The following is a 25,303-nucleotide window of genomic DNA, read 5'->3' as shown; positions in this document are numbered from 1 at the left end:
TCTCCCGGCGGTTTTCTCCTATCCGCCCTAGGTAGACGTGTATTACTCACGAAAGGTTCATGGAGATCCATTTGCCGATTCTGCGGATCAGGTCCGGGGTGGCCGCCGCCTCGGCGTGACCGTATCCGGGCTCGATCCAGAGCTCCTTCGGCTCCCGCGCGCCGGCATGGAGTTGACGGGCGTGTTCGAGCGGGAAGAACGTGTCGGCGTCCCCGTGCACGACCAGCAGCGGGGTCGGCGAGATCAGCGCGGCCGCCTCGTGCGGCGGCATCGGGATCGGATCCCACGGCACACGGGTGATCCGCGTGCGCTTGACCATCCTGGCCGCCCACCGGCCGAACGGCCGCTCGATGGCCCAGTGCACCTGGCGCATCGGCCTGGTGCCCCGGTAGTACCAGCGGGCCGGTCCGCTCACCGCCACCACCGCGTCCACCCCGCCGCGCAGCCCCGCGTACCGGACGGCCACCGCCGCCCCCATGGAGAACCCCACCACCGCGACCTTGGAGTAGCCCACCACCCGGGCATGCCGCACGGCGGCCGCCACGTCGTGGATCTCCAGGTCGCCCACCGTGGTCTCGCCTCCTGAGCGGCCGTGGCCGCGGAAATCGAACGCGATGACCCCGCCGTACGCGCTCAGCACGTGCACGATGCGGCGCGTCGGGCGCTCCCGCCATGACCCGGTGAAGCCGTGCGCCAGCACGATCCCGATGTCGGTGTTCGCGGAGGGGGTGTGCGCGGCGTCGAGGCGGACCCCGTCGTCGGTCCTGAGCATCACGGGGAAATTGGGCGCAAAGGGCATGGATATGAGCTTATGTCCGCCTGGAATCCGTCCCGTGTTCGGCCACCCATACCGCGATCTGCGCGCGCGAGTCGAAGCCCAGCTTCTCCATGATGTTGGCGACGTGCCGGGCCACGGTCGCCGAGTTGATGACCAGCTCCAGCGCGATGGCCCGGTTGCTCAGCCCGCGCGCCAGCAGCGCGGCGATCTCATGCTCCCGGGCGGTCAGCCGCGCACGGGGGGACTCCGGCACCGCGGGGGGCGGCTGCGCGAGGACGGGGGCGGGCGCGAGGGCGGGGGCGGGGGCGTGCTCGCCGTCGAACACCCGCCCGGCCACCTCCTCGGGCGACTGCCCGGCGCCCCTGGCCCACAACAGCTCCACCCGGCCGTCACCGAGCTTGCTCCGGGCGAGCGAGAGCACCTCCTGGACCCGGCCCGGGGCGCCGAACCGGCCGATGGCCTCGCGCAGCGCCGTGGCGCACGCGGCGGCCAGCACCGCGCCCTCAAGATCGTCGCACGCCTGGGCGAGCAGGGACAGGGCCGTGAGCGCGCGCACGATCCCCCGGCGCTGGCCGGTCCGCCTGCTCAGCTCCAGCCCGGCGGCCACGTGGTCGCGGGCCGTGGCGTAGTCGTGCAGCCCGGCCGCCACCCTGGCGATCCGGGCATGGCAGCGGGCCAGCTCGATCCGGTTGTCCAGCTCCTCCAGCAACGGCAGCGCGGAGGCGTGGTGGGACATGGCGCCCTCCAGGTCGCCCGCCGCCTCGGCCACCGTGCCCAGGTGGGTCAGCGCCCTGGCCAGCATCCAGTGGCGACCGACCTCCCTGGCCAGATCCAGCGCCTCCTCACCGCGTCGGCGCGCCACCCGCAGCCGGCCGTGGGAGAGCGCCAGGTCGAGCCGGGCGAGCCGGGCGGTGGCCAGGTTGAACAGGTCGCCGTGGGCGCCGGCCGCGGCCTCCAGCTCTTCGAGGTGACACAGCGCCCGGTCGTACTGGCCGGTGCGGAGGAACACGGTCAGCGCCACGCCGTAGGAGATGCCGAGCCAGTGCGTGTACGGATGCCGCTTCTGCTCCTCGACGCCCTGCACGATGAGCTCCTCCGCGCGGGCCGGCTCGTCGCCGAGCTCCAGCCCGTGGGCCAGCCCGCTCCTGGCCACCGCGACCAGGTCGGCGGGCACGCCGGTCAGGTCGAGCGCCAGCAGCCGCTCGTGCCAGCCGATGCTCTCGCCCAGGTCGCCCCGCACCGCCAGGACCGCCAGCGCCGCCCGGGCCAGCCGCAGCCCCAGCACCGGCTCCCGCGACTCCACCGCCCAGTCGACCGCGATCCTGCAGTCCTCCAGCAGGCCACGACCCCTGGTGAAGTGCGCGAGCCGGGCCGGCCACGGCGTCGTGGTCCCCAGCGAGCCACCCTCGTGACAGCTCTCCATCTCCTCGCAGACCACCCGCAGGTGCCGGTCGCGCAGGCGCGCGTCCTCGCCGGCCTCGGCCAGCCGCTCGGCCGCGTACTGACGGATGGTCTCCAGCAGGCGGTAACGGCCCACCGCGCCCTGATACAGCACCAGAGACTTGTCCACCAGGCCGCTGAGCAGGTCGAGCAGGTCGGCCCGGCGCAGGATGCCGCCGTCGGCGCACACCTGCTCGGCCAGCCCGAGGTCGAACAGCCCGGCGAACACCGACAGCCGGCGCAGCAGCACCCGCTCCTTCGGCCGGAGCAGGTCATGACTCCACTCGATGGTGGCCAGCAGCGTGCGCTGCCTGGGGAGGGCCGTGCGGTCGCCGGTCGTGAGCACGCCGAACCGATCGGCGATGCGCCCGGGGCTCAGCGGGCCCGTCCGGGCCGCCGCCAGCTCCAGCGCGAGCGGCAGGCCGTCGAGGGCGCGGCACAGGCGTACGACGTCGTCCATGCCGTCGGTGACCCCGCGCGCCCCGGCCGCGAGCGCCCGCTCGACGAAGAGCAGCACGGACTCGGCGTCCGGATGGTGGTCGTCGGGCAGCTCCAGCGGCGGCACCCGCCAGATCAGCTCGCCGGGGATGTGCAGCGGCTCCCGGCTGGTGAGCAGGAAGCGCAGCTCGGGGCAGTCGGCGGTGAGCGTCGCCACCAGCTCGGCGCAGCGCTCGACCAGGTGCTCGCAGTTGTCCAGCAGCACCAGCGTCCTGGCCCCGCCCAGGCGCACGCGCAACCCGTCCAGCAGGCGCCCGGGGAGCTCCTCGCGCACGCCGAGCACCTCGGCCAGCTCATTGACGATCAGCGCGGGGTCGCCGACACGGGCCAGGTCGACCAGCCACACGCCGTCGGCGAACCGGGGCGCGACCCTGGCCGCCACCCGCCACGCCAGGCGGGTCTTGCCGATGCCGCCCACCCCGCTGAGTGTGATCACCCGCTCCTCGTGAACCAGCGCGCTCAACTCGGCCACGTCTCTCACGCGTCCGACGAAACGGTTCGGCTCTGCCGGGAGGTTGTGCAGGAGATGCGCGGTCATGTGGAGCCCAACGGGTCGCGGGAGGAGGATCACATCCTCGCCTAGTCTCCACTGCTTCCGCAGCCGATGGGATCACTTTCCGTGCACATCTAGCGACTGCCTGGATATGAATGCAGGGCGCCCAGGTCGGCGACGCTCATGACGATCCTTACGCGTGATTCGTCCGCCGCCTCCACCGCCTGCGGAAGGTCGGAGATCATCACGCGGGCGCGGCTGGCCATGATCCGGTCGCTGAGCGCGGCCGCATCCAGATCGGCCGGCACCGGCCAGGCCACGCCACCCGCCGCGATCACCGCGTCGGTCGCCACCATCAGGTCGGGACCCACGGGCAGGCAGATGAGCACGGTGTCACCCGCGCGTACTCCTCTGCGCCGCAGCTGGACGGTCGCGACGGCAGACCGCTCATCCAGCTGCTCCTCGGTGAGCTTCAGACCAGTGCCCGAATCCACCATGACGATGCGCTCATCCATGGGGCCCACGGTAAGGAAGGGCATCTCATGCATACATGGGGCGGAATATGCAGATCCCTATGCAGAAGAGTACGCGCGCCCGTACCTACTATCCAGGGGCATCGGGATGCTCGGCGGCCCATACCGCGATCTGCGCCCGCGAGGTGTAGCCGAGCTTCTCCATGATGTTGGCGATGTGCCGCGCGACCGTCGCCGGGCTGATCACCAGCTCCTCGGCGATGCCCCGGTTGGACAGCCCGCGGGTGAGCAGGTTGGCGATCTCCAGCTCGCGGGTCGTCAGCAGCGAGTGCCTGACGGTCTCGGCCGTCGCCGTGGTCGCCGTACGGGCCCTGGGCACCAGCCGCTTGCCCTCCAGCACCTGGCGGGCGGCGTCGTCGGGACTCATCGCGCGGCCCTGCGCCCACAGCGAGGTCGTGCGGCCGTCGCCGAGCTTGGTGCGGGCGCGGGTGAGCAGCTCCTCGATCCTGATGGTGGCCGAGTGCTGGCCGATCGACTCGCGCAGGGTGGCCGCCGCCGCCGCGGCCAGCACGGCGCCCTCCAGGTCGCCTTCGTATTCGGCCAGCACGGACAGCCCCACCAGGCATCTGGCCACCCCTTGGCGCTGCCCGGTCGCCCTGCCCAGCGCGAGGCTCGCCGCCAGGCGTTCCCTGGCCGTGCCGAACTCGTGCAGCATCGCCGCCACCCGGCCGATCCTGGCCAGGCAGCGCGCCAGGTCCAGGTCGCTGCCCAGCTCGCGCAGCCAGGGCACGGCCATCTCGTACTGGGATTTGGCGGTCACCAGGTCGCCCCTGGCCTCGGCCACGGCGCCGAGTTGCGCGGCGGTCCTGGCCATGATCCAGCGGTGGCCGTGCTCCCGGGCCCGCGCCAGCGCCTCCTCGCCGTGCCGCTGCGCCTCGCGCAGCCGGCCCCGGGTCAGGGCCAGCGCCGACAGCCCGAGCAGCCCGGCCGCCTGGTTCCACGCGTCGCCGGAGCGGGTGGCCAGGGCCAGGCCCTGCTCCGCGTGCGGCACGGCGTCGTCGGCCCGACCCACGCGCAGCAGCACCACAACGGTGAGGCTGTGCATGACGCAGCGCGGGAACACGTTGTCCGGCGCCAGTCCCGCCAGGCTCTGCTCGGCCAAGTCCAGCGACCGGCTCAGCTCGTCGCGGGCCTCCAGCCCGTAGGCCAGGTAGGCCTTGGCGTGCGCGACCTGCTCGGCGGGCACGTGCGTCAGGTCCAGCGAGAGCAGCCGCTCGATCCAGCCGACGATCTCCGTCAGGTTGCCGCCGATGGGCAGCAACGAGGTGCTGGTCGCGCACAGGCGCAGCCCCTGCGCCACGTTGCCGGACTGGACAGCCCAGTCGAGCGCGACCCGCTGGTCGTCGAGCAGTTGCTTGCTCATGGTCACCGCCGCCAGCCGGCGCGGCCAGGGCACGCCCGGCTCCACCATCTCGGCCGCGAAATGGCGCTCCTGCAGCGCGCACAGCACGTCGAGGTGGCGCTCGCGCAGCACCTCGACCTCCCCGGCCTGTTCGAGGCGCTCGAACGCGTAGCGCTTGATGGTCTCCAGCAGCCAGTAGCGCCGGCGGCTCTCGTCGCACGACACGAGGGACTTGTCGACCAGGCCGCCGAGCAGATCGACGATCTCCGCCTCGGAGATGGGCCGCTCGGCGCACACCCGCTCGGCCAGTTCGAGGTCGAAATCACCGGCGAACACCGACAACCGGCGCAGCAGCACCTGCTCCTTGGCCGCCAGCAGGTCGTAACTCCACTCGACCGCCGCGAGCAGCGTGCGCTGCCTGGCGGGGGCCGTGCGGCCGCCGGTGGTGAGCAGCGAGAACCGGTCGTCTATGCGGTCGGCGATCTGCCCCGGGCTGAGCAGGCTGGTGCGGGCCGCGGCCAGCTCCAGCGCCAGCGGCAACCCGTCGAGCGCCCGGCACAGGCGGATCACGTCGGGCAGGCTGCCGGGGCCCAGCCTGGTGCCCGCCGCGGCCGCCCGGTCCATGAACAACTGCACGGACTCGGCGTCACCGGCCTCGACGGGCGGCCCCGCGTCGGGCAGGTCGAGCGGCGGCACCCGCCAGATCAGCTCGCTGGCGATGCGCAACGGCTCCCTGCTGGTGGCCAGGATGCTCAGCCGCGGGCAGGCCGCGATCAGCGCCGCCGCCACCTCCGCGCACCGGTCGATCAGGTGCTCACAGTTGTCGAGCAGCAGCAGGCAGTGCGTCTCGCGCAGCCTGGCCGTCACGGTGTCGAGCAGCGGGCGGTTGGTCTCCTCACGCACGCCGAGCACGCGGGCGATCTCCTGCGGGACGAGCTCGGGACGGCCGATCCTGGCCAGCTCCACGAGCCAGACGCCGTCGGGATAGGCGCTCGTCAGCCCCGCCGCCACCCGCAGCGCCAACCGGGTCTTGCCGATGCCGCCGACCCCGCAGAGGGTCACCACGCGGGTCTCGCCGAACAACCCGTGCAGGTCGTCGAGGTCGCGCTCGCGACCCACGAACCGGTTGGGCTCTGCTGGAAGGTTGTGCCGTGGGGGCTCTGCCATGTGGTCACCCTGCGTCGCGGATAGATCACACTCTCCCACAGTGTCGCACTTTTCACAGGCCAAGCGAGCTTACGACCGCTCTTTCGTCGACGACACGCAGGATGGGATCGCCGAGCAGTCTTCTGGCCAGCTCATACGGTGCCACCACGATGGTCGCCCGGCGCTCCGCGGCCAGCACGCGGCAGCCCACCAGGCTGGGCTCGTGGGCGATCACGACGTGGGCGCCGGACATCATCGCGAGATCGACCACCCGCAGGCCCCTGAACGGCTCGCTGACCGCGCTGATCACCACGTCGTCCTTGCTGATCACCAGCCGCGCGGCCAGCCTGCGCAGGTCGGTCGCCAGCTCGTCGTGGTCGTACACGCGCTCGCCGTCGAGGGTGATCGCCGGGCCCGCCAGCGGGCCGAACTCGACGGTGCGGTCATTGAGCAACTCGCCGAACGGCTTGGCGCCCGGCGCGGGCTGGAAGGAGAAGACCTGCTCCACGTCCGCCCCGGCGGCGCGATCGTGCCGCTGCGTGATCATCATCCGGGCCGGACCGGTGTGGCCGAGCACCGCCACCCCGCCCGCCCAGGCGACCGAGTGGACCGCGACCGGCAGCGTCGCACCGAGCGGGACGTCGACGAGCACGTGCTCGCCGTAGCGCAGACCCTGGCGGCGCAGCCCCGCCGCGGCACGGGTGACTCGTCTCATGAACTGCGAGTAAGACAGCACCTCGCCGGTTCTGACATCGCTCACAGCCGTCTGGTCTCCCTGAATCGGTGCCGCGGCCATCACCAGCTCAGTCCACGTCATGCCGCCAATCTAAGGATCGCGACCATGATTGCCATGCGCACAATTGTGCAACCACCTATGTAGGTGCATACTCCGCGACCTGCGATAGACACGGAGAGTAACCACATGGCCACCGCACCACCGCTACATGTGGCGCCCGCCATGAGTACACATTTCATCGCATGCCACAGCCGGGCGAACGCGGCCCGCGCCGGGGCGGGCACGCCTACGCTTGATCCATGCGGGACCACTCCCTCGATCGCATCCTCGACGCCGCCTACGCACGGATGCTGGAGCGGGGCCTGCGCCGGCTCACCATGGACGACGTCGCCAGGCACGCGGGGCTGGCCCGCGTCACCGTCTACCGGCGCTTCTCCCGCAAGTCGGATCTGATCCAGGCCGTGATCCTGCGCGAGCTGAGGCGGTTCCTGAAGGCGTTCGAGCAGGCGATGACGGCGCTGCCGACGCCCGCGGACCAGGTGGCGGAGGGGTTCGCGATCACGGTGCGGCTGGTGCGCGCGCATCCGCTGCTCCGCAGGCTGCTCGCGACCGAACCCGAGACGATCCTGCCGCAGCTCACCCTGGAGGCGGGCCCGTACCTCGCGGCGGCCCGGGACTATCTGACGGCCCACGTCGGGGACGCCGAGGTGGCCGAGCTGTTCGTACGCGTCGCGCTGTCGTTCGTGCTCATCCCCGAAAGCTCGACCCCCCTTCGTAACTACGAGGACGCCCGCGCGTACGCTCGCCGCCATCTTGTCCCGCTCCTGCCACCAGAAGGGATCAACTAGACTTATAAGGCCGCGACTTCCGCGGCCGCCCCCACCGACCACAGAGCGAGACGTCATCATGCCCTTGAACAGCCGCGACGACCTGCGGAACATCGCGATCATCGCGCACGTCGACCACGGCAAGACCACGCTCGTCGACGCCATGCTCTGGCAGTCCGGGGCGTTCCGCGCAAACCAGGATGTCGACGACCGGGTCATGGACTCCAACGACCTGGAACGCGAGAAGGGCATCACCATTCTCGCGAAGAACACCGCCGTCAAGCACGGCGGCATGACCATCAACATCATCGACACGCCAGGCCACGCCGACTTCGGCGGCGAGGTCGAGCGCGGGCTGTCCATGGTGGACGGAGTGGTGCTGCTGGTCGACGCCTCGGAGGGGCCGCTGCCGCAGACCCGTTTCGTGCTGCGCAAGGCGCTGTCCGCGAAGATGCCGGTCATCCTGTGCATCAACAAGGTCGACCGCCCCGACGCCCGCATCAGGGAGGTCGTGGACGAGGTCTACGAGCTCTTCATGGACCTCGACGCCACCGAGGAGCAGATCGACTTCCCGATCGTCTACGCCTCCGCCAAGGCCGGCCGGGCCTCCATGGAGCGCCCGCAGGACGGCGGAATGCCCGACTCGGAGGACCTCGAGCCGCTGTTCGACATCATCAAGTCGACCATCCCCGCGCCGACCTACGACCCGAACGCGCCGCTCCAGGCACACGTCACCAACCTCGACGCCTCCTCCTACCTGGGCAGGATCGCGCTGTGCCGGATCCACCAGGGCGTCATGCGCAAGGGCCAGCAGGTGGCCTGGTGCCGCACGGATGGCACGATCCAGCGGGTCAAGGTGACCGAGCTGCTCATGACCGAGGCCCTGGAGCGCAAGCCGGCCGAGGAGGCGGGCCCCGGCGACATCATCGCCATCGCCGGCATCCCCGACATCATGATCGGCGAGACGCTGGCCGACCCCGACGACCCGCGCCCGCTGCCGCTGATCACCGTCGACGAGCCGGCCATCTCCATGACCATCGGCACCAACACCTCGCCCCTGGTCGGCAAGGTCAAGGGGGCCAAGGTCACCGCCCGCATGGTCAAGGACCGGCTGGAGCGCGAACTGGTCGGCAACGTGTCGCTGCGCGTGCTGCCCACCGACCGGCCCGACGCCTGGGAGGTGCAGGGCCGCGGCGAGCTGGCGCTGGCCATCCTGGTCGAGCAGATGCGCCGCGAGGGCTACGAGCTGACCGTGGGCAAGCCGCAGGTGGTCACCAAGACCATCGACGGCAAGGTGCACGAGCCCGTCGAGCGCCTGACGGTCGACTGCCCGGAGGAATACCTGGGTGCGGTCACCCAGCTCCTGGCCGTGCGCAAGGGCCGCATGGAGCACATGACCAACCACGGCACCGGCTGGATCAGGATGGAGTTCGTGGTGCCCGCCCGGGGGCTGATCGGGTTCCGTACGGAGTTCCTGACCGAGACGCGCGGCACCGGCCTGGTGCACCACGTGTTCGACTCCTACGAGCCGTGGTTCGGCGAGCTGCGCACCCGCAACAACGGCTCCCTGGTGGCCGACCGGTCCGGCCCGGTGACCGCGTTCGCGATGCTCAACCTTCAGGAGCGCGGCACGCTGTTCGTCTCGCCGACGACCGAGGTCTACGAAGGCATGATCATCGGCGAGAACTCCAGGTCCGACGACATGGACGTCAACATCACCAAGGAGAAGAAGCTCACCAACATGCGCTCCTCCACCAGCGAGGAGACGGAGAAGGTGATCCCGCCGCGGGTGCTGTCGCTGGAGCAGGCGCTGGAGTTCATCCGCGAGGACGAGTGCGTGGAGATCACCCCGGAGGCGGTCCGCATCCGCAAGGTCGTGCTCGACGCCGCCACCCGCGGCCGGGCCGCGGCCCGCGCCAAGCGCGCCTGATCTGGACCGGCCGCGCTTTGCTTCGCATTTTGCGGACAAAGCGCGGCCCCGGTAAGTAAGCGGAGTAAGTAATCGCATCCGGCCATGTGCGATGAATGAACTCTCCCAGGTCACGCCGTATAGAAACACGGTCATGGGAACAGCTGTAATCACACGGTGACCTCACGACACAGAACATTCGCGCGACCGCGTGAATCATCCAATTTGTGGGAAAGCTCCGCGACGCCCGCTATCTGATCACGCTGCCCTCCTTCGGGGTTCATGTTCGGCTACTTCTACCCGCGCATCCGCGTCGCCCAGCCGATGGCCAAGGCCCCGCACCCCACCGCTGCCGCGCTGCTGACCGAGCTGTCGGGCTATCTCTCGACGCTGGTCGAGCCGGACATTGGAGCGATCGACAAGGCCCGGGTGGCGGGGATCGTGGTGGGTCAGGTGACCATGGTGTGCGTCGGGCCGGGGTTGTTCTGGGAGTGGCGCATCATGCACCTGGCCGTTCGCTGCCTCGCACGTGGGTGCGTTGCCATTCGACCAGGGGGGCGAAGGCGCGCCAGGCGGCGGCCACGCGCTCGCGGACCTCCGCCGTGTGCACCCACGGCGCCGGCTCGAAGCTCGTCCCGGCGTAGAGCGACTTGTGCCGCAGCAGGGCGATGCGCGGATGCTCCTCGGTGAACCCGCGCGGCCTGGTCTTGAGCCGCTCCCCCGCCAGCGTGTATCCCGCCGCCATCAGCTCCTGGACGATCGAGGCCAGCGGCTTGCCCGTGAGGTCCTCGTCCACCGCCGCCCGGAAGCGCGCCACCTGGTCGGGGGCCTGCGAGTAGCAGCCGCCGGCCGCGAACAGCCCTTCCGCGCTGACCTCCACGTAGAGCCCGATCCCGCGAAGCACCTCCACGAAAGCACCCTGGTGGGTCTTGTACGGCGACTTGTCCTTGGCGAAGCGCACGTCCCGATAGGGCCGGAAGAGGTGGGCGGCCCCGAACTCGGCGGCCAGCTCCTCGGTGAGCGCGAGCATGGGCGCGCGCACGGCCTCCTCGTAGAGCTGCTTGTGCCGGGTGAAGTAGGCCTTCGAGTTGTCCGCCTCCAGCCCCTCGTAGAAGAGGAAAGCCTCGTCGGGGAAACCGGTGAAACTCATGCCGACAAGGGTGCCATGCCGCACCGGCAGGCGACGAAACGAGCGACCCGCCCGGTCACCGCTCGGTGTACATCCGGCCCGGCTCGGGCCGCCGCCCGTACAGCTCCGAGACCGTGACGAACGTGAACCCCTTCTTGCTGAGCACGTCGAGCGTCTCCGGCACGGCGTCCACGGTGCTGCCATGGATGTCGTGCAACAGGATGATCGATCCAGGGGTGGCCTTGATGGCCCGCTTGGTCACGGTCGAGGCCACCCGGTCGAGCCAGTCGAGGGTGTCGACGTTCCAGAGGATCTGGGCCAGCCCCGCGTGCCGCGACTCCGCCGCGACCTTGTCGTCCGTGGCCCCGTACGGCGGCCGCATCATCCGCATCCGGACCCCGGTCAGCCGCTGCACGATGTCCTGGGTGCGCTGGAGCTGGCGTCTGACCTGTTCCTGCGGGAGCCCGGGCAGCGACGGATGGCTCCAGGAGTGGTTGCCGAGCTCGTGACCTTCCTCCGCGATCCGGCGCGTGATGCGCCCGCCCCGGTCCTCGGCCACCATCTGCCCGACGACGAAGAACGTGGCCCGGACGTCACGCTTCCTCAGCAGGTCGAGCAGCTTGCCGGTATACCGGCCGGGGCCGTCGTCGAAGGTCAGGGCCACGCACTTGATCCGCGCGCAGTCGAACCTGCGGCTGCGCGGCCAGCCCGGCTGTATCGACGCCAGCCGCCTGGCCAGTGCCGGCGGGTCGAGCACGAACGGTTTGAACGGCACGACCGGCCCGTCGTCCTGCTCCGGCTGGGTGACGCAGCCCCCCAGGGCAAGCAGGACCAGCGGCAAGGCCCAGATGCGCATGCTTCCCCCTGAAGCGCCGCATGCGGGGCCTACGGATACTCCTGGGCCGGTTTCCCCCGCAACTCCCTGGCCAGGTCATCCCACCAGAGTGGGATATCCGCCTGAAGTTCCTTGTAGCGGCGCGCCACGCGCATGGCACATCCGACCGGATCCGTACCCAGATGCCGACGTTTCACCGGTCCTTCCTGCCAACGGTAAAAACCATCCCTGTAACGGACTACCAGTCCTATCCACACCGAGATGGTGGCATCGTCGCCGACTTCGTAGGCGGTGGTGACGCCCAGACCATGAAGCTCCGCCTGGAGCTTCTCTGTCGCCGCTCTGGCTTCCGTCACGCGCCACCCCCCTGCCGACGTTCGGACGTACACAAGGGATGTACCCACCAACGGGCAAGAGCCGTCCAAGACATGGGGTAAGCATGAAACCCCACGGCGTGATCAGGAGGGCGTTCCGGGTTATTGCTCGTGCGGCTCGCGCGGCTCGGCGACGACCATGATGAACCTGAGGTCCCCCTCGCCCTGGTTGGCGTAGCGGTGAGGGCGATCGGCGGTGAAGAGCGCCGCATCGTCCTGCCCCACCTTGTACGTCTTGCCGTAGACCGTGAGCGTCAGCTCCCCGGCCAGCACGGTCGCCATCTCGCGGGTGCCGGCGGGGTGCGCGTCACCGTCGTGGTGCTCGCCGACCGCAACCTCATCACGTCACTCGTGATCAGCGTGTCCGAGATCGCCGCGAACAGGATCCTGAGCGCTCAGGCCGCGCGCTGGGCGGGCAGGCGCACGGCGCCCTCCTCAAGGGCGTATTCCTCCAGCATGCCGCGCAGTTGGCGGCGGCCGCGGTGCAGCCGGGACATAACCGTGCCGATGGGGGTGCCCATCCGCTCGGCGATCTCCTTGTAGGCGAAGCCCTCGACGTCGGCCAGGTAGACGGCCACGCGGAAGTCCTCGGGGAGAGACCGGAGGGCGTTCATGACGATGTTGTCGGGCAGCCGGTCGAGCGCCTCGGTCTCGGCCGACCGCAGACCGGTCGAGCTGTGCGACTCGGCGGCGTGCAACTGCCAGTCCTCGATGTCCTCAGCGGTGGACAGTTTGGGCGAGCGCTGCTTCTTGCGGTAGTCGTTGATGAAGTTGTTGGTGAGGATCCGGTGCAGCCAGGCCTTGAGGTTGGTGCCCTCACGGAACTGGTGGTAAGACGTATATGCCTTCGCCACAGTCTCCTGCACCAGGTCCTCCGCGTCGGCGGCGTTACGGGTGAGGCGCATGGCGGAAGCGAAAAGCTGCGACGTCACGGGCACGACGTCGCGCTCGAACCAGTCCTGACGCTGCTCATCGGTCATAGTGATCAATTCATTTCCCCCTTGCGCTTGCCCCCCGTTTCGGCACAAAGCCGCCTCACGGCGGTTCCATCTTGGCAAGTCCCAGGTAAGGGACGCGTTAGGTGGTCCACCTTGGCCAGAAGGGAGGGCGTCGTCCATCTGCTCGCGGCGTGCATGCCTATGGTCACGTCCACGGCCGGACAAGTCTCAGTATCATAACACTAACCACCCAATTTTGTAGTAATAGTGGCGAGAGTCACACACAATGGCGTAAAGGATCGAGATTCCCTGGACCGTCGCAGACGCGGGAACGCCGTCGGATCCGCAGCCGCGCCAGCACCTGCACGTCTTTTCCGCTGCCCTCGTACTGGGGAGTAAACCTCACCTGGAAGACGTGCGGACGCACCCTGCGGGTTCACTACAACATCGGTTCCATGCCCGTTTGTTCCCGCACGGCGTCCCCGCCGGTCGTCAGGAGGCTGACCTGGCCGGGTCCACGGAGAAGAAGCCGGCCAGGTCGTCCAGCATCGCGTGCGCCCCCTGGATGCCCACCGCGCTCATCCACGTCAGATCGCTCACTTCGCGCTTCTCCCCCTTGAGGCGGGCCCAGAGCGGGTTGTTCACGAACTTCTCCTTGGGACCGTCGGTGGTCGGGTCCGGATATGTCGCGACGAAGATCTGGTCGGCGTCCAGGGACGCGATGCGTTCCTGGCTCACGTCCACCGCGATGGCCTCGGGGTCGGTCGGCTGATCCGCGGGGCGCGGGAAGCCCACGTCCTTGAGCACCACACCCGAGTAGGAGTTCTCCACGTACAGCCGCGTCGTCGGCTCGCCCGCGAAGCGCACGACCGAGACCGTCGGCAGCTTCCCGTCCTTCTCCTTGATCTCCGCGCCGATCCTGGCCGCCCGCTCCTCAAACTCCTTGATCTTGGTGTCCGCGAGCCGCTCCTTGCCCAGGGCCTGCCCCATGAGCCGGAGGTTCTCCTTCCAGATCGCCCCGGTGGTCTCGCTGAAGACGGTGGGCGCGATCTTCGAGAGCCTGTCGTACAGGGCCTCGTGGCGGACCTTGGCCGAGACGATCAGGTCCGGCTTGAGCGCCGCGACGCTCTCCAGGCTCGGCTCCTCCAGCGTTCCGACGGGGGTGGCCTCCTTGCCGTACTGTGCGGCCACCGGGCCCAGGTAGTCGGGCAGCTTGGTCTCGATCGACCGGTATGTCGTGTATCCCACCACGGGCGTCTCCAGCGTGAGCACCGCGTCCACGAAGCTCTGGTCGAGCGCCACGACACGCTTGGGCTGGGCCGGGATCACCGTCGTGCCCATCGCGTGCTTGACGGTCCTGAAGGGGGCGGCGCCGGATTCCGGTCCGGCGGCGGGCGAGCCACAGGCGGTGAGTCCCGCCACGAGAAGAACCCCGGTCAGCACGCGCAACGGTCTCATCGGATCCCTTTCGGTAAGGCAACCCTTAATTAGGTTAGCCCTGCCTAAGCTGGCATACTGCAGCGTGGTCCGGCAACGTGAGGAGGATACGGGTGAGCGCAACCGCTGTGGCGCCGCGCCTCCACGGCATCCGTCACCGCCGGCTCACCACCCTGTTAGCGCTGCTCGCCGTCGTCCTGGTGGCGATCGTGCTGAGCGTGACGATCGGCTCCAAGCCCGTACCGCTCGGCGACGCCTGGCACGCCCTCACCGCGCCCACGGGCACCGAGAACGACCTCGTCATCCGCTCCCTGCGCGTGCCCAGGACCGTCCTCGGCGTGCTCGCCGGGATCGCTCTCGGCGTGGCCGGCGCCCTCATGCAGGGCCACACCCGCAACCCGCTCGCCGACCCCGGGCTGCTCGGCGTCACGCAGGGGGCGGCGTTCGCGATGGTGTCCTCGATCATCCTGCTCGGCGTCTCCAACCTGCTCGCCTACATCTGGTTCGGGCTGGCGGGGGCGCTGGTGGCGAGCGTGGCGGTGTTCGCGCTCGGCATGGTGGGCGGCCGCGGCGGGCCGACCCCGGTCACGCTGGCGCTGGCCGGCACGGCCGTGAGCGCTCTGCTGGCCGCCCTCACCTCCGCCGTCGTGCTGCTGGACGAGCAGGCGATGGACGTGTTCCGCTTCTGGCAGGCGGGCTCGATCTCCGGCAGGAACGGCGACGTGGTGTGGCAGGTGACGCCGTTCATCCTGGTCGGGCTGGTCCTGGCCATGATGAACGCGCCCGGGCTCAACGCCCTGTCCCTCGGCGAGGACGTCGCCCGCAGCCTCGGCCAGAACATCATGTTGACCCGCACCATCGGCGTCGCCGCGGTCACCCTGCTCTCGGGCGCCGCCGTGGCCGCCTGCGGCTCGCTGGCCTTCATCGGGCTCATCGTGCCGCACCTGGCCCGCCCGCTGTCGGGGGCCGACCACCGGTGGCTGCTGCCGTACTCGGGGCTGATCGGCGCCGGGCTGCTGCTGATCGCCGACGTGATCGGCCGCGTGGTGGCCCCGCCGGGAGAGCTGGAGGTCGGCGTGGTGCTCGCGCTCATGGGCGCCCCGTTCTTCGTCGCCCTGGTACGGCGCAGGAAGCCGGTACGCCTGTGACCACAACCCTCCCCCTCCGCACCCGTGTCCTGTCCTGGCGGGTACGCGTACGCGCCGTCGTCGTCGCCCTGATCGGCGTCGTCCTGCTCGGCCTGCTCATGGCCCTGAACATGCGCATCGGCGACATCCAGATGAGCCTGGCGGACGTGATCTCGGGCGCCATCGACGTCAACAGCCCCGCCCACTTCGTCGTCATGGAGCTGCGCCTGCCCCGCGCCCTCACCGGCGCGCTGGTCGGGGCCGCGCTCGCACTGTCCGGCGCGATCATCCAGTCCATCGCCCGCAACCCCTTGGCCAGCCCCGAGATCCTCGGCGTCACCACCGGCGCCTCCGTCACGGTCGTGGCCGGCGTGGTGCTCACCGGCACCGCGAACGGCGGCACGAGCGGCCTGCTCACCAGCCTCGGCATCCCCGCGCTGGCCCTGCTCGGCGGCCTGGCCGGCGCGGCCATCGTCTACGGCCTGGCCTGGCGGCGCGGCCTGGACGGCTACCGCCTGGTGCTGGTCGGCATCGGCGTGTCCGCCGTGTTCACCAACATCAAGTTCTGGCTGCTGACCGTCGGCGACGTCAACGACACCGGCCGCGCCATGGTCTGGATCAGCGGCTCGCTCAACAGCCGAGGCTGGGAGCACGTGGTGCCCACGGCGCTGGCCCTGGCCGTGCTGGTGCCGCTGGCCCTGCTCGGCACCCGCTCGCTCGACGCCCTGCGCTTCGGCGACGACACGGTCACCGCGCTCGGCGTGCGGGTGAACCCGGCCCGCGCCCTGATGATCCTCGCCGCCGTGCTGCTGGCCGCCGTGGCCACCGCGGCGGCGGGCCCGATCGCGTTCGTGGCGCTCGCCTCGCCCCAGATCGCGCTCCGGCTGGCCCGCTCCGCCCACCCGCCGCTGCTGTGCTCGGCGATCATCGGCGCCGTGCTCACCACCGCCGCCGACCTGATCGCCAGGACCGCGTTCTCCCCCATCGAACTGCCCGTCGGCATCGTCACCGCCGTACTGGGCGCGCCATACCTGATCCACCTGATCTGGAGGTCCCGCAAATGAGGCTGCAGGCCGCCGGGGTCAAGCTCGGGTACGGGGACAACGTCATCGTCGACGGCCTCGACCTGACCATCGAGGCGGGCACGGTGACCACCATCATCGGGCCGAACGGCTGCGGCAAGTCCACCCTCCTGCGCGCCCTGGGCCGCCTGCTCAAGCCCCAGGGCGGTGAGGTGCTGCTGGACGGCAAGCGCATCGACCGGATCCCCACCCGCGAGGTGGCCAAGATCCTCGGCGTGCTCCCCCAGGCGCCCGTCGCCCCCGAGGGCCTCACCGTGGCCGACCTGGTGTGCCGGGGCAGGCATCCGCACCAGACGTGGTACCGGCAGTGGTCCTCGGACGACGAGGGCGCGGTCGCCGAGGCCCTGGCCATGACGGGCCTGGCCGACCTGGCGGAGCGGCCGCTGGACGAGCTGTCGGGCGGGCAGCGGCAGCGGGCGTGGATCTCCATGGCTCTCGCCCAGGGCACGGACCTGCTGCTGCTCGACGAGCCGACGACGTTCCTCGACCTGGCGCACCAGGTGGAGGTGCTGGAGCTCGTACGGCACCTGCACCAGGAGGCGGGCCGCACGGTCGTCATGGTGCTGCACGACCTCAACCTCGCCGCCCGCTACGCCGACCGGCTGGTGGCCATGCGCGGCGGGCGGGTGATCGCCGCGGGCACCCCGCACGAGGTGCTGACGGAGGAGCTGCTGCGCGAGGTGTTCGAGCTGGACGCCAAGGTCATCGCGGACCCGGTGGCGGGCACGCCGCTGGTCGTGCCGATCGGCCGCCCGCACCACACTCACAGCCCGGCCAGCGCCTCCGAGATCTCGTAGTCGCCGGGCGCCAGCTCCGCGGCCCTGACCAGGTCCTCCCTGGCCTTCTCCGGCCGCCCGGCCGCCCGGTGCACCACCGACCGGTTGAACAGCAGCTCGGCCGTCTCCCCCAGCTTGATCGCCCGGGTCAGGTCGGCCGCGGCACTCCCGTGGTCGCCGAGCTCGAACGCCAGCTCGCCCCGGCCGGCCCAGGCCGGGGCCAGCTCGGGGGCCAGCTCCAGGGCCGCGTCGAAGGCATTCCGCGCCTCCGGATGGTGCCCCTCGGCCAGCTCCACCTGCCCCAGTACGCACAGCAAATAGGGGTTGCGCGACTCGACCCGCATGCCTCGCTCCACGTCCAGCCTGGCCGCGGCGTGCTCGCCGAGGGCCACCAGGATGCCGGAGCGATTGACGTAGGCGGGCACGAACTCCGGGTCCAGCTCCAGCGTGTGGTCCAGGTCGACGCGCGCGCCCGCGACGTCCCCCTCGGCGAAGCGCAGCTCGGCCCGGTTGTAGTACGCCTCGGGGAACGGCGGGCTGAGCCGCATCACGCTCTCGTAGTCGGCCCGCGCCTCCTCCCTGCGGCCGAGCTGGTTGAGCAGGTTGCCGCGTTCGAGGTAGTAGTCGGGATAGCCGGGATCCAGCCCGATCGCGGTGGTGTAGTCGGCCAGCGCCTGCCGCGGGTCCCCGGCGCCGGCCAGGAGCTGGGCCCGGTTGGCGTACAGGACCAGCCGGTGCACGGGGTGCTCGTCGCCCAGGTGGCGCTCGGCCAGGTCGATGGCCTGCTGGACGAGCTCCAGGGCGGCCTCGGGGCGGCCTCTGCGCAGCTCGACCAGGGCCTTGCCGTTGAGGTCGAAGCCCAGGTGGAAGGCGCGCTCGCGGGGGTCGGGCAGCAGGCCGGCGATGGTGACCGCCTCGTTGATCCAGGCCAGGGCCTGGTCGGGGTCGCGCCGGGCCGGGTCGTGGTGGCGTACGAGGAGCATGGCCGTGCCGTAGGCGATGGTCGCTCGGTGCTTGGGGTCGGTGCTCTCCCGCCGCGCCCTGTCGTAGAGCTCGCGGGCCTCGTCCTCGCGCTCGACGGCCTCCAGCGCGGCCGCGACCCGCTGCACGAGCAGCCGCCACCTCTCAGGATCAGCCTCGTACGCCAGCCCGCGCAGCGCCTCCAGCCCCGACTCCGCCATGGCGTGGTGGAACCCCTCGTCGCGGAACCGGTCGAAGTCCGCTACCGGCGGCCCGCAACGGGGCGCCGACGGCCCTTCGACGATCTCCAGCAGGCCGGGGCCGACCCGCCTGCGCAGCACCTCGACCAGCTCGGCGTCGGTGTGGTCGGCCTCGGCCAGGTTCGTCACGGTCACGGCCAGCGGCGCGGTGCGGCTCAGGTGCTCGTGGACGAACTCGGCCAGCCCGTTGGCGATCCGCAGGCTGCGCCGCACCCCGGGGATCAGGATGCGCTGCGCCCTGGGCAGCTCGTCGGCCAGCGACCTCCTGCGCACGGGCACGACCTCGCGCAGCCCGGGCGCGGCGACGCGGAGCTCGATGTCGTGGGCGGCGACGAGCTCGGGCCGGTGCTCCAGCGCCTCGGGGACGAGGTGGTGGAGCAGGCCGGCGGCGAGCGTGTAGGGTCCGCCGATCCGGCGGTCGGCGTCAAGGACGATCGACTTCACTCCGGGAAACCCTCCTTCCGTGGCCGACGTCTCGGCGTGAGACGCCGGCCGCCTCAAGGGTCAGGGAGTGTGTCGCGGAGCGGCCGCCGCCGCCGGGCGCACAGTTCCCGGCCGGTGTACGACGATCTTCTTCATCGGCATCCCTTCGTATACTTCGGTGACTAGGCGATCTCGAATGACCGATACATGGCAGCACATGGCGAAGTCGTCGATCAAGTTCCAACCCGGTAAGGGATCTATTACATAAGAATTCGGCCTAGTCCGTAATAAGCCGACAACCCCTCAAAACGTCAGTCACCCAGAATCGCGTCCACGAAAACCTCGGGGTCGAACGGCGCCAGATCGTCGGGTCCCTCGCCCAGCCCCACGAGCTTGACCGGCACACCCAGCTCCCGCTGCACCGAGATCACGATGCCGCCCTTCGCGGTGCCGTCGAGCTTGGTCAGCGCGATGCCGGTGATGTTGACCACCTCACCGAACACCTGGGCCTGGCGCATGCCGTTCTGGCCGGTGGTGGCGTCGAGGACGAGCAGCACCTCGTCGACCGTGGCCTTCTTCTCGATGACCCGCTTGACCTTGCCCAGCTCGTCCATCAGCCCGGTCTTGGTGTGCAGCCGGCCCGCCGTGTCGACGATGACCGCGTCGACCTTCTCCTCGATGCCCCGGGCGGTCGCGTCGAACGCCACGGAGGCCGGGTCGCTGCCCTCGGGGCCGCGCACCACGTCGGCGCCCACCCGCTCGCCCCAGGTCTGGAGCTGGTCCGCGGCGGCCGCGCGGAAGGTGTCGGCCGCCCCGAGCACGACCTTCTTGCCGTCGCCCACGAGCGAGCGGGCGAGCTTGCCGGTGGTGGTGGTCTTGCCGGTGCCGTTGACGCCCACGACGAGCACCACCGCGGGCCGGTCGCCGTGCTTCTGCACCCGCAGCGTACGGTCGAGGTCGGGGTTGACCTGGGCGAGCAACTGCTCGCGCAGCAGCTTGCGCACCTCGTCGGGGGTGCGGGTGCCGAGCACCTTGACCTTGGTGCGCAGCTCCTCGACCATGGCGCGGGTCGGCGAGACGCCCACGTCGGCGGTGATCAGGCTTTCCTCGATCTCGTCCCACACCTCGTCGTCGAGCCGGTCGCGGGACAGCAGCTCCAGCAGCCCGCGCCCGAACGCGCTCTGGGAGCGCGCCAGCCGCGAGCGCAGCCGCACCATCCGGCCCGCGGACGGCGGCGGAACCTCGATCTCGGGCGCCACCTCGACCGGCGTGACGGGCGCCGCGGGCGGCGGCAGCGTTGTGGTCGCGCCCTCGCCCTCCTCACCCGCCCCCGCGGGCCGCTTCTCCTCGGGAAGCGTGGGCGTCTCGGGCGGCTTGACCGGTGGGGGCGCCTTGCGACCCGGCCGGAATAGCAGGAGGAGACCGCCGGCCGCCAGCAGGGCGACGACGGCCACGATCACGATGACGCCGAGGTAACCATCCACAAGATGTCAGTTTTCCAGATCGACCGGCATGGTCATGCCCAAGGCCACACCGATCAGCCCGAGTCGCGTCCCGCGATACAGATTGGCTCGGGCCCCGCACGCACGAGCCGATCAGACGGTTCGCATCCCGCAGACACGGGCCGATCAGGCGGACTCGCGCTCCCGCAACCGCTGGCTGACCACCTGTGTCACCCCGTCACCGCGCATCGACACGCCGTAGAGCGCGTCGGCGATCTCCATCGTGCGCTTGTTGTGGGTGATCACGATGAGCTGCGAGCTCTGCCGCAGCTCCTCGAACAAGGTCAGCAGCCGCTGCGTGTTCGTGTCGTCGAGCGCCGCCTCGACCTCGTCCATCACGTAGAACGGCGACGGCCGCGCCTTGAAGATGGAGATCAGGAACGCCACCGCGGTCAGCGAGCGCTCGCCACCCGACAGCAGCGACAGCCGCTTGACCTTCTTGCCCGGCGGCCTGGCCTCGACCTCGATGCCGGTGGTCAGCATGTCGGCGGGCTCGGTGAGCACCAGCCGGCCGTCGCCGCCGGGGAAGACCCTGGTGAAGATCTGCTCGAACTCGCGGGCCACGTCCTCGTAGGCCGAGGCGAACATCTGCTCGACCCGGTCGTCCACCTCCTTGACCACGGTCAGCAGGTCGCGCCGGGTCTTCTTGAGGTCCTCCAGCTGCGAGTTGAGGAACGCGTGCCGCTCCTCCAGCGCCGCGAACTCCTCCAGCGCCAGCGGGTTGACCTTGCCCAGCTGGTTCATCTGGCGTTCGGCGGCCCTGGCCCGCTTTTCCTGCTCCTCGCGCACGAAGGGGATGGGCGGGTCGCCCGGCACGGGGGCGTCGGGGCCGTATTCGGAGATCAGGGCCTCGACCTCGACCCCGAACTCCTCCAGGGCCCGCTGCTCCAACTGCTCCAGCCGCAGCCGCTGCTCGGTGCGGGCGACCTCGCTCCCGTGCACGCGGTTGACCAGTTTGTCCAGCTCCTGGCCGAGCTCGCGGACGCGCAGGCGTACCTGCTTGAGCTCGGCGTCCACCGCGACCCTGGCCAGGTCGGCCTCGTCGCGCTCCCTGGCGGCGAGCTCGATGGACGTCGCGAGCGCCCTGAGCACCTGCTTGGCGCCCTTGCTGACGGCCTCGGCGACAGCGGCCTGCCGGCGGCGCCTGGCGCGCTGAGCGGCCGCCTGAGCGCGTTCCTGGCGCTCGCGGGAGGCGGCCCGCAGGAGGCCGTCGGCGCGGCCCTCGATGCCCTTCACGCGCTCCTCGGCGGTGCGCACCTGGAGGCGGGTGTCCATCTCGCGCTGCCTGGCGGCCTCGCAGTCGCTCGCCAGGTCGTCGCGGCGGTCGGTGGTCGGCTCGGACTCCAGCTCCTGGGCGTATTCGGCCTCGGCCAGCCGGATCTCCAGCTCGGCCAGCTCCTCCTGACCCTCCGTGCGGGCCTCCTCGGCCTTGGTCACGCTGCCGGACAGGCGTTCGGCCTCGTCGCGGGCGGCGTTGGCGGCGGCTTCGAGCTGGGCCAGGCGCTTGGCGGCCGCGGCGGTGCGCTGGTCGGCCTCCCGCTGGCGGCTCCTGACCTGGTCGAGCGCCCCCTGGGCGGCGCTCACCCCTGCCTGGGCGGTGGTGACGGCGGTCTGCGCCTCGTTGACGTGGGCCTGCGCGGCCTCCAGGGCCGTCTGCGCGGCCTGCTCCTGGGCGGCCGCCTCCTCCAGGGCCGCGGCGTTCTCCCCGGCCCGGGTCTCGGCCGCCTCCAGGTCCGCGATGGCCTCGTCGAGCGCGGCCCGCACCTGGAGCACGGATGCGCCACCTTCGGACCCGCCGCTGACCAGGTGTGCGGCGAGCAGGTCGCCCTGCTTGGTGACCACCCGCAGATCCGGGCGGCGTGCGACCAGCCCCCGCGCGACCTCCAGGTCGTCCACCACCGCGACGTCCGCCAGCACGTGGTCCAGGGCGGGCCGCAGATGGTCGGGGACGGTGACCAGGTCCGCCGCCCACCGGCCGCCCTCGGGGGCCGCCGCACGCGGGCGCCGGGCCCCGCCGACGCGGCGCTCGGTGGGCCTGTCGTCAGGCGCGACGCCCCTGTCGACGCCCGGCCCGCCGTCCCCATGACCCTCGTCCTCGGCGCCACCCGCCAGCGCCACCAGGAGCGTCGCCCGGCCCGCACCACGGGCGCGCAGCAGGTCGAGGCCCTCGACGGCCGTGTCCAGGGTCTTGACCATGATCGCCTCGGCGACGGGGCCCAGCACGGCGGCCACCGCCAGCTCGGCCCCCGGCGTGACCTGCATCGAGGCCGCGAGCGGGCCGAGCACCCCGTCCAGGTCGACCTCCAGCAGGGCCGCGCCGCCGTCGCCCTTGGCCAGGCCCAGCTCCAGCGCGTCGCGCCGGGCGGCCAGGGCCGCCACCGCGCGCTGGGCCTCCTGGTCGGCGGCGCGGGCCGTGCTCATCGCCGCCTTGGCGGCCTGCAGCGCGGCACGCGGTCCCGCCAAATCCGACTTGGCCTCCTCCGCCGCCGCACGCGCCTCGTCGGCGGCCGCCCTGGCCTCCTCGACCAGGGCCTGCGCGGTGGACAGCTCCTCGGCGAGGGCGGGATCGACGGCGGGCTCGGCCAGCCGCTCCTCCTCCAGCTCCTCCCGGGACTGCCGCTCGCGCTCGGCCGCGCCGGCGACGGCCTGCCGGAGCCGGCCGATCTCCTCCTCGGCGGCGCGGGAGCGGCTGCGTACGGAGTCCACCTGGCCGCGCAGCTTGGCCAGGCCCTCGCGGCGGTCGGCGGCGGCCCTGGCGGCCAGCGCGAGCCGCCGCTCCTCGGCGCCCAGCTCGGACTCGGTCTCGGTCCGCCGCTCTATCGCCGCCTCCAGCAGCTCCTGCGCCTGTTCGAGCTCGGCCTTGAGGATCAGCTCGCGCTCGCGCACCTCGGCGGCCTCGCGTTCGAGGTCTTCGGGGTCGCGGCCGCGGCGCTCGATGGCGGCGGCGTCGAGCGCGTGCCGGTGCCGCTCGGCGGCGAGCTGCTCCAGGCCGGTGATGCGCTCGCGCAGGGACGAGAGCCTGAAATAGGTCTCCTGCGCCGCGCTCAGCCGCGGCTGCGCCTCGGCCTCGGCGGCCTCCAGCGCGCTCTCGCGCCGCTGGCCCTCGGCCAGCTCGGTCTCGACCTGGGTGCGCCTGGCCGTGATCGCGGCCTCGTCGGCGGCCTCGCGCTCCAGCGTGGTGCGCAGGATGCACACGTCGTCGGCCAGCAGCCGGAGCCTGGCGTCGCGCAGGTCGGCCTGGATGACGGCGGCCTTGCGGGCGATCTCGGCCTGCCTGCCCAGCGGCTTGAGCTGGCGGCGCAGCTCGGTGGCGAGATCCTGGACCCGGGTCAGGTTGGCCTGCATGGCGTCGAGCTTGCGCAGCGCCTTCTCTTTGCGCTTGCGGTGCTTGAGCACGCCCGCGGCCTCTTCGATGAACGCCCGGCGGTCCTCGGGCCCCGCGTGCAGCACGGCGTCGAGCTGGCCCTGACCGACGATCACGTGCATCTCGCGGCCGATGCCCGAGTCGGACAGCAGCTCCTGGATGTCGAGCAGGCGGCAGGTGTCGCCGTTGATCGCGTATTCGCTCTGCCCGGACCTGAACATCAGCCGGCTGATCGTGACCTCGGTGTAGTCGATCGGCAGCGCGCCGTCGGAGTTGTCGATGGTCAGCGTCACCTCGGCGCGCCCGAGCGGCGGCCTGGAGGAGGTGCCGGCGAAGATGACGTCCTCCATCTTGCCGCCACGCAGCGACTTGGCGCTGTGCTCGCCCATGACCCAGGCTAGGGCGTCGACGACGTTGGACTTGCCGGAGCCGTTGGGGCCGACGACGCAGGTGATGCCGGGCTCGAAACGCAGGGCGGTGGCCGAGGCGAAGGACTTGAATCCGCGCAGGGTGAGGGTCTTCAAGTACAACAGCGACCCCCTTCCCGCCCGAAGACCTTCGGAAAAGCCTACTGGTACCGGCTGCCCGGCGCGGGCACGTCGAGGCCGGACCACGCCGAGCAGGGCAAAGGAAGGTTTTGCGAAGTGGGCAAATAGCGAGGGACGCCCCTCACCGAGACGTCCCTGGGGTCTTGCGCTCCGATCACTCTCAGGTGAGTGCCGGCTCGCGCTCCTGCATGCGGCTTAGTGCCTCGTCGCGGGTTTGCGCCGCAAGAGCGTCATTCGTGGCCTGAAGTCGGATGAGTTCTGCCTCCAAGTCCCGGATACGCTGCTGCAGGCGGCGCATCTCCGAGACCATTCGAGGGTCAGGACCGCCGACGTGGCCGAGTAGAGCCTTCGCCATGGTAAAGGGTCCTCCACGCTGAGTGACCAGACTGGTTCGCGCACTTCTATTCCGCGGGAGGGGTGCGCGTGGTACCTAACAAGAGTCGCACCGGCAGTGTGGGCGGTCAAGTCGAACGAACCGCTGAGCCCTACTGATGGGCACTCCCGACATACAACTATACCCTATTTGGGCGGTTTAACGGAAGGCGCTACCTCTCCACAAACCCGCCCAAACTACCTCGGGGTTCGCTCCACCGTTCCACTACTCCATCCACCCTTCCCGGCGTGTCGCAACCTCTGAGCAGCTCCAGCAGCTTGACGCACCCTTCGCGCGAGCCCTCGGCGACCACCTCGACCCGGCCGTCCTCGGTGTTTCGCGCCCACCCTGTCAGTCCCAGCTCCAAGGCCCTGGCCCGGGTCCACCATCGGAACCCCACACCCTGGACTCTGCCCCGTACCCAGGCCGTCATCCTGGCGTTTTCCGAATTTTCCGGCATTTCCTCTCCCGTT

The 25,303-nt window shown here is 70.9% G+C and carries 20 protein-coding genes and 1 pseudogene; 5 read left to right on the top strand and 16 right to left on the bottom strand.

What is annotated here, in order from left to right:
* Positions 1–46: 46 nt before the first annotated feature.
* The 5 genes from ABGB18_RS17300 to ABGB18_RS17280 form a co-directional block, all read right to left on the bottom strand.
* Positions 47–799: an alpha/beta fold hydrolase gene (locus tag ABGB18_RS17300; RefSeq protein ID WP_347696518.1), complete on the bottom strand. Its 753-nt coding sequence runs from the start codon at positions 797–799 to the stop codon at positions 47–49.
* Between the two features lie 10 nt (positions 800–809).
* The gene (locus tag ABGB18_RS17295; protein ID WP_347696517.1) at positions 810–3,197 is read right to left on the bottom strand and encodes a LuxR C-terminal-related transcriptional regulator; all 2,388 of its coding nucleotides are present in this window, start codon (positions 3,195–3,197) and stop codon (positions 810–812) included.
* Positions 3,198–3,343: 146 nt separating this feature from the next.
* Positions 3,344–3,724: an AMP-binding protein gene (locus tag ABGB18_RS17290; protein ID WP_347696516.1), complete on the bottom strand. Its 381-nt coding sequence runs from the start codon at positions 3,722–3,724 to the stop codon at positions 3,344–3,346.
* Positions 3,725–3,812: 88 nt separating this feature from the next.
* Positions 3,813–6,251 (bottom strand): LuxR C-terminal-related transcriptional regulator, encoded by a 2,439-nt coding sequence (locus ABGB18_RS17285; protein ID WP_347696515.1) that lies wholly within the window; start codon positions 6,249–6,251, stop codon positions 3,813–3,815.
* A gap of 52 nt (positions 6,252–6,303) precedes the next feature.
* Positions 6,304–7,026 carry an AMP-binding protein gene (locus tag ABGB18_RS17280; protein WP_347696610.1) on the bottom strand — a complete coding sequence of 241 codons (723 nt, stop codon included), beginning with the start codon at positions 7,024–7,026 and terminating at the stop codon, positions 6,304–6,306.
* Between the two features lie 239 nt (positions 7,027–7,265).
* On the opposite strand from ABGB18_RS17280, the gene ABGB18_RS17275 reads away from it, so the two are divergent.
* Both ABGB18_RS17275 and typA read left to right on the top strand, forming a co-directional pair.
* A complete protein-coding gene (locus ABGB18_RS17275; RefSeq protein ID WP_347696514.1) occupies positions 7,266–7,814 on the top strand; it encodes a TetR family transcriptional regulator in 549 nt (182 codons plus the stop codon).
* Between the two features lie 58 nt (positions 7,815–7,872).
* Entirely contained in the window at positions 7,873–9,723 is a 1,851-nt protein-coding gene (gene typA / locus ABGB18_RS17270; RefSeq protein WP_347696513.1) for a translational GTPase TypA, read from the top strand.
* A 478-nt stretch (positions 9,724–10,201) separates the two neighbouring features.
* Here typA and ABGB18_RS17265 read toward each other — a convergent pair whose 3' ends face one another.
* The 6 genes and pseudogenes from ABGB18_RS17265 to ABGB18_RS17240 all read right to left on the bottom strand — a co-directional run bounded on the left by ABGB18_RS17265 (position 10,202) and on the right by ABGB18_RS17240 (position 14,436).
* Complete coding sequence (locus tag ABGB18_RS17265; RefSeq protein WP_347696512.1) at positions 10,202–10,852, bottom strand: DUF2461 domain-containing protein; 651 nt, start codon at positions 10,850–10,852, stop codon at positions 10,202–10,204.
* Positions 10,853–10,907: 55 nt separating this feature from the next.
* Complete coding sequence (locus tag ABGB18_RS17260; RefSeq protein WP_347696511.1) at positions 10,908–11,687, bottom strand: polysaccharide deacetylase family protein; 780 nt, start codon at positions 11,685–11,687, stop codon at positions 10,908–10,910.
* Positions 11,688–11,716: 29 nt separating this feature from the next.
* Positions 11,717–12,022 (bottom strand): hypothetical protein, encoded by a 306-nt coding sequence (locus ABGB18_RS17255; protein ID WP_347696510.1) that lies wholly within the window; start codon positions 12,020–12,022, stop codon positions 11,717–11,719.
* Positions 12,023–12,142: 120 nt separating this feature from the next.
* A pseudogene (locus ABGB18_RS17250) lies at positions 12,143–12,367 on the bottom strand (cupin domain-containing protein); the annotation flags it as partial.
* A gap of 68 nt (positions 12,368–12,435) precedes the next feature.
* Positions 12,436–13,020 (bottom strand): sigma-70 family RNA polymerase sigma factor, encoded by a 585-nt coding sequence (locus ABGB18_RS17245; RefSeq protein ID WP_347696509.1) that lies wholly within the window; start codon positions 13,018–13,020, stop codon positions 12,436–12,438.
* A 450-nt stretch (positions 13,021–13,470) separates the two neighbouring features.
* Complete coding sequence (locus ABGB18_RS17240; RefSeq protein WP_347696508.1) at positions 13,471–14,436, bottom strand: iron-siderophore ABC transporter substrate-binding protein; 966 nt, start codon at positions 14,434–14,436, stop codon at positions 13,471–13,473.
* Positions 14,437–14,528: 92 nt separating this feature from the next.
* Between ABGB18_RS17240 and ABGB18_RS17235 the strand changes: the two genes are divergently transcribed.
* From ABGB18_RS17235 to ABGB18_RS17225, 3 genes are read left to right on the top strand one after another with little or no spacing between them, the layout of a single operon-like run.
* Positions 14,529–15,563 carry an iron ABC transporter permease gene (locus ABGB18_RS17235; protein WP_347696507.1) on the top strand — a complete coding sequence of 345 codons (1,035 nt, stop codon included), beginning with the start codon at positions 14,529–14,531 and terminating at the stop codon, positions 15,561–15,563.
* Positions 15,560–16,606 (top strand): iron chelate uptake ABC transporter family permease subunit, encoded by a 1,047-nt coding sequence (locus ABGB18_RS17230; RefSeq protein WP_347696506.1) that lies wholly within the window; start codon positions 15,560–15,562, stop codon positions 16,604–16,606. Before ABGB18_RS17235 ends, ABGB18_RS17230 begins: the two co-directional genes overlap by 4 nt.
* Positions 16,603–17,421, top strand: a complete 819-nt coding sequence (locus tag ABGB18_RS17225) for an ABC transporter ATP-binding protein (RefSeq protein WP_347696505.1) — start codon at positions 16,603–16,605, stop codon at positions 17,419–17,421. Before ABGB18_RS17230 ends, ABGB18_RS17225 begins: the two co-directional genes overlap by 4 nt.
* Here ABGB18_RS17225 and ABGB18_RS17220 read toward each other — a convergent pair.
* The 5 genes from ABGB18_RS17220 to ABGB18_RS17200 all read right to left on the bottom strand — a co-directional run bounded on the left by ABGB18_RS17220 (position 17,388) and on the right by ABGB18_RS17200 (position 25,290).
* Positions 17,388–19,064, bottom strand: a complete 1,677-nt coding sequence (locus ABGB18_RS17220; RefSeq protein WP_347696504.1) for a tetratricopeptide repeat protein — start codon at positions 19,062–19,064, stop codon at positions 17,388–17,390. The two genes, ABGB18_RS17225 and ABGB18_RS17220, sit on opposite strands and share 34 nt — an antisense overlap.
* Positions 19,065–19,354: 290 nt before the next feature.
* Positions 19,355–20,527 carry a signal recognition particle-docking protein FtsY gene (ftsY, locus tag ABGB18_RS17215; RefSeq protein WP_347696503.1) on the bottom strand — a complete coding sequence of 391 codons (1,173 nt, stop codon included), beginning with the start codon at positions 20,525–20,527 and terminating at the stop codon, positions 19,355–19,357.
* A 144-nt stretch (positions 20,528–20,671) separates the two neighbouring features.
* Positions 20,672–24,439 (bottom strand): AAA family ATPase, encoded by a 3,768-nt coding sequence (locus tag ABGB18_RS17210; protein ID WP_347696502.1) that lies wholly within the window; start codon positions 24,437–24,439, stop codon positions 20,672–20,674.
* 178 nt (positions 24,440–24,617) lie between these two features.
* Entirely contained in the window at positions 24,618–24,812 is a 195-nt protein-coding gene (locus ABGB18_RS17205; protein ID WP_090938435.1) for a hypothetical protein, read from the bottom strand.
* 190 nt (positions 24,813–25,002) lie between these two features.
* Positions 25,003–25,290: an acylphosphatase gene (locus tag ABGB18_RS17200; RefSeq protein ID WP_347696501.1), complete on the bottom strand. Its 288-nt coding sequence runs from the start codon at positions 25,288–25,290 to the stop codon at positions 25,003–25,005.
* Positions 25,291–25,303 lie beyond the last annotated feature (13 nt).

The sequence above is a fragment of the Nonomuraea sp. B12E4 genome, assembly GCF_039871825.1.
Classification (GTDB): Bacteria; Actinomycetota; Actinomycetes; order Streptosporangiales; family Streptosporangiaceae; genus Nonomuraea.
The sequence above is the reverse complement of the archived record's forward strand: the minus strand, read 5'-3'. Positions and strand labels throughout refer to the sequence as shown.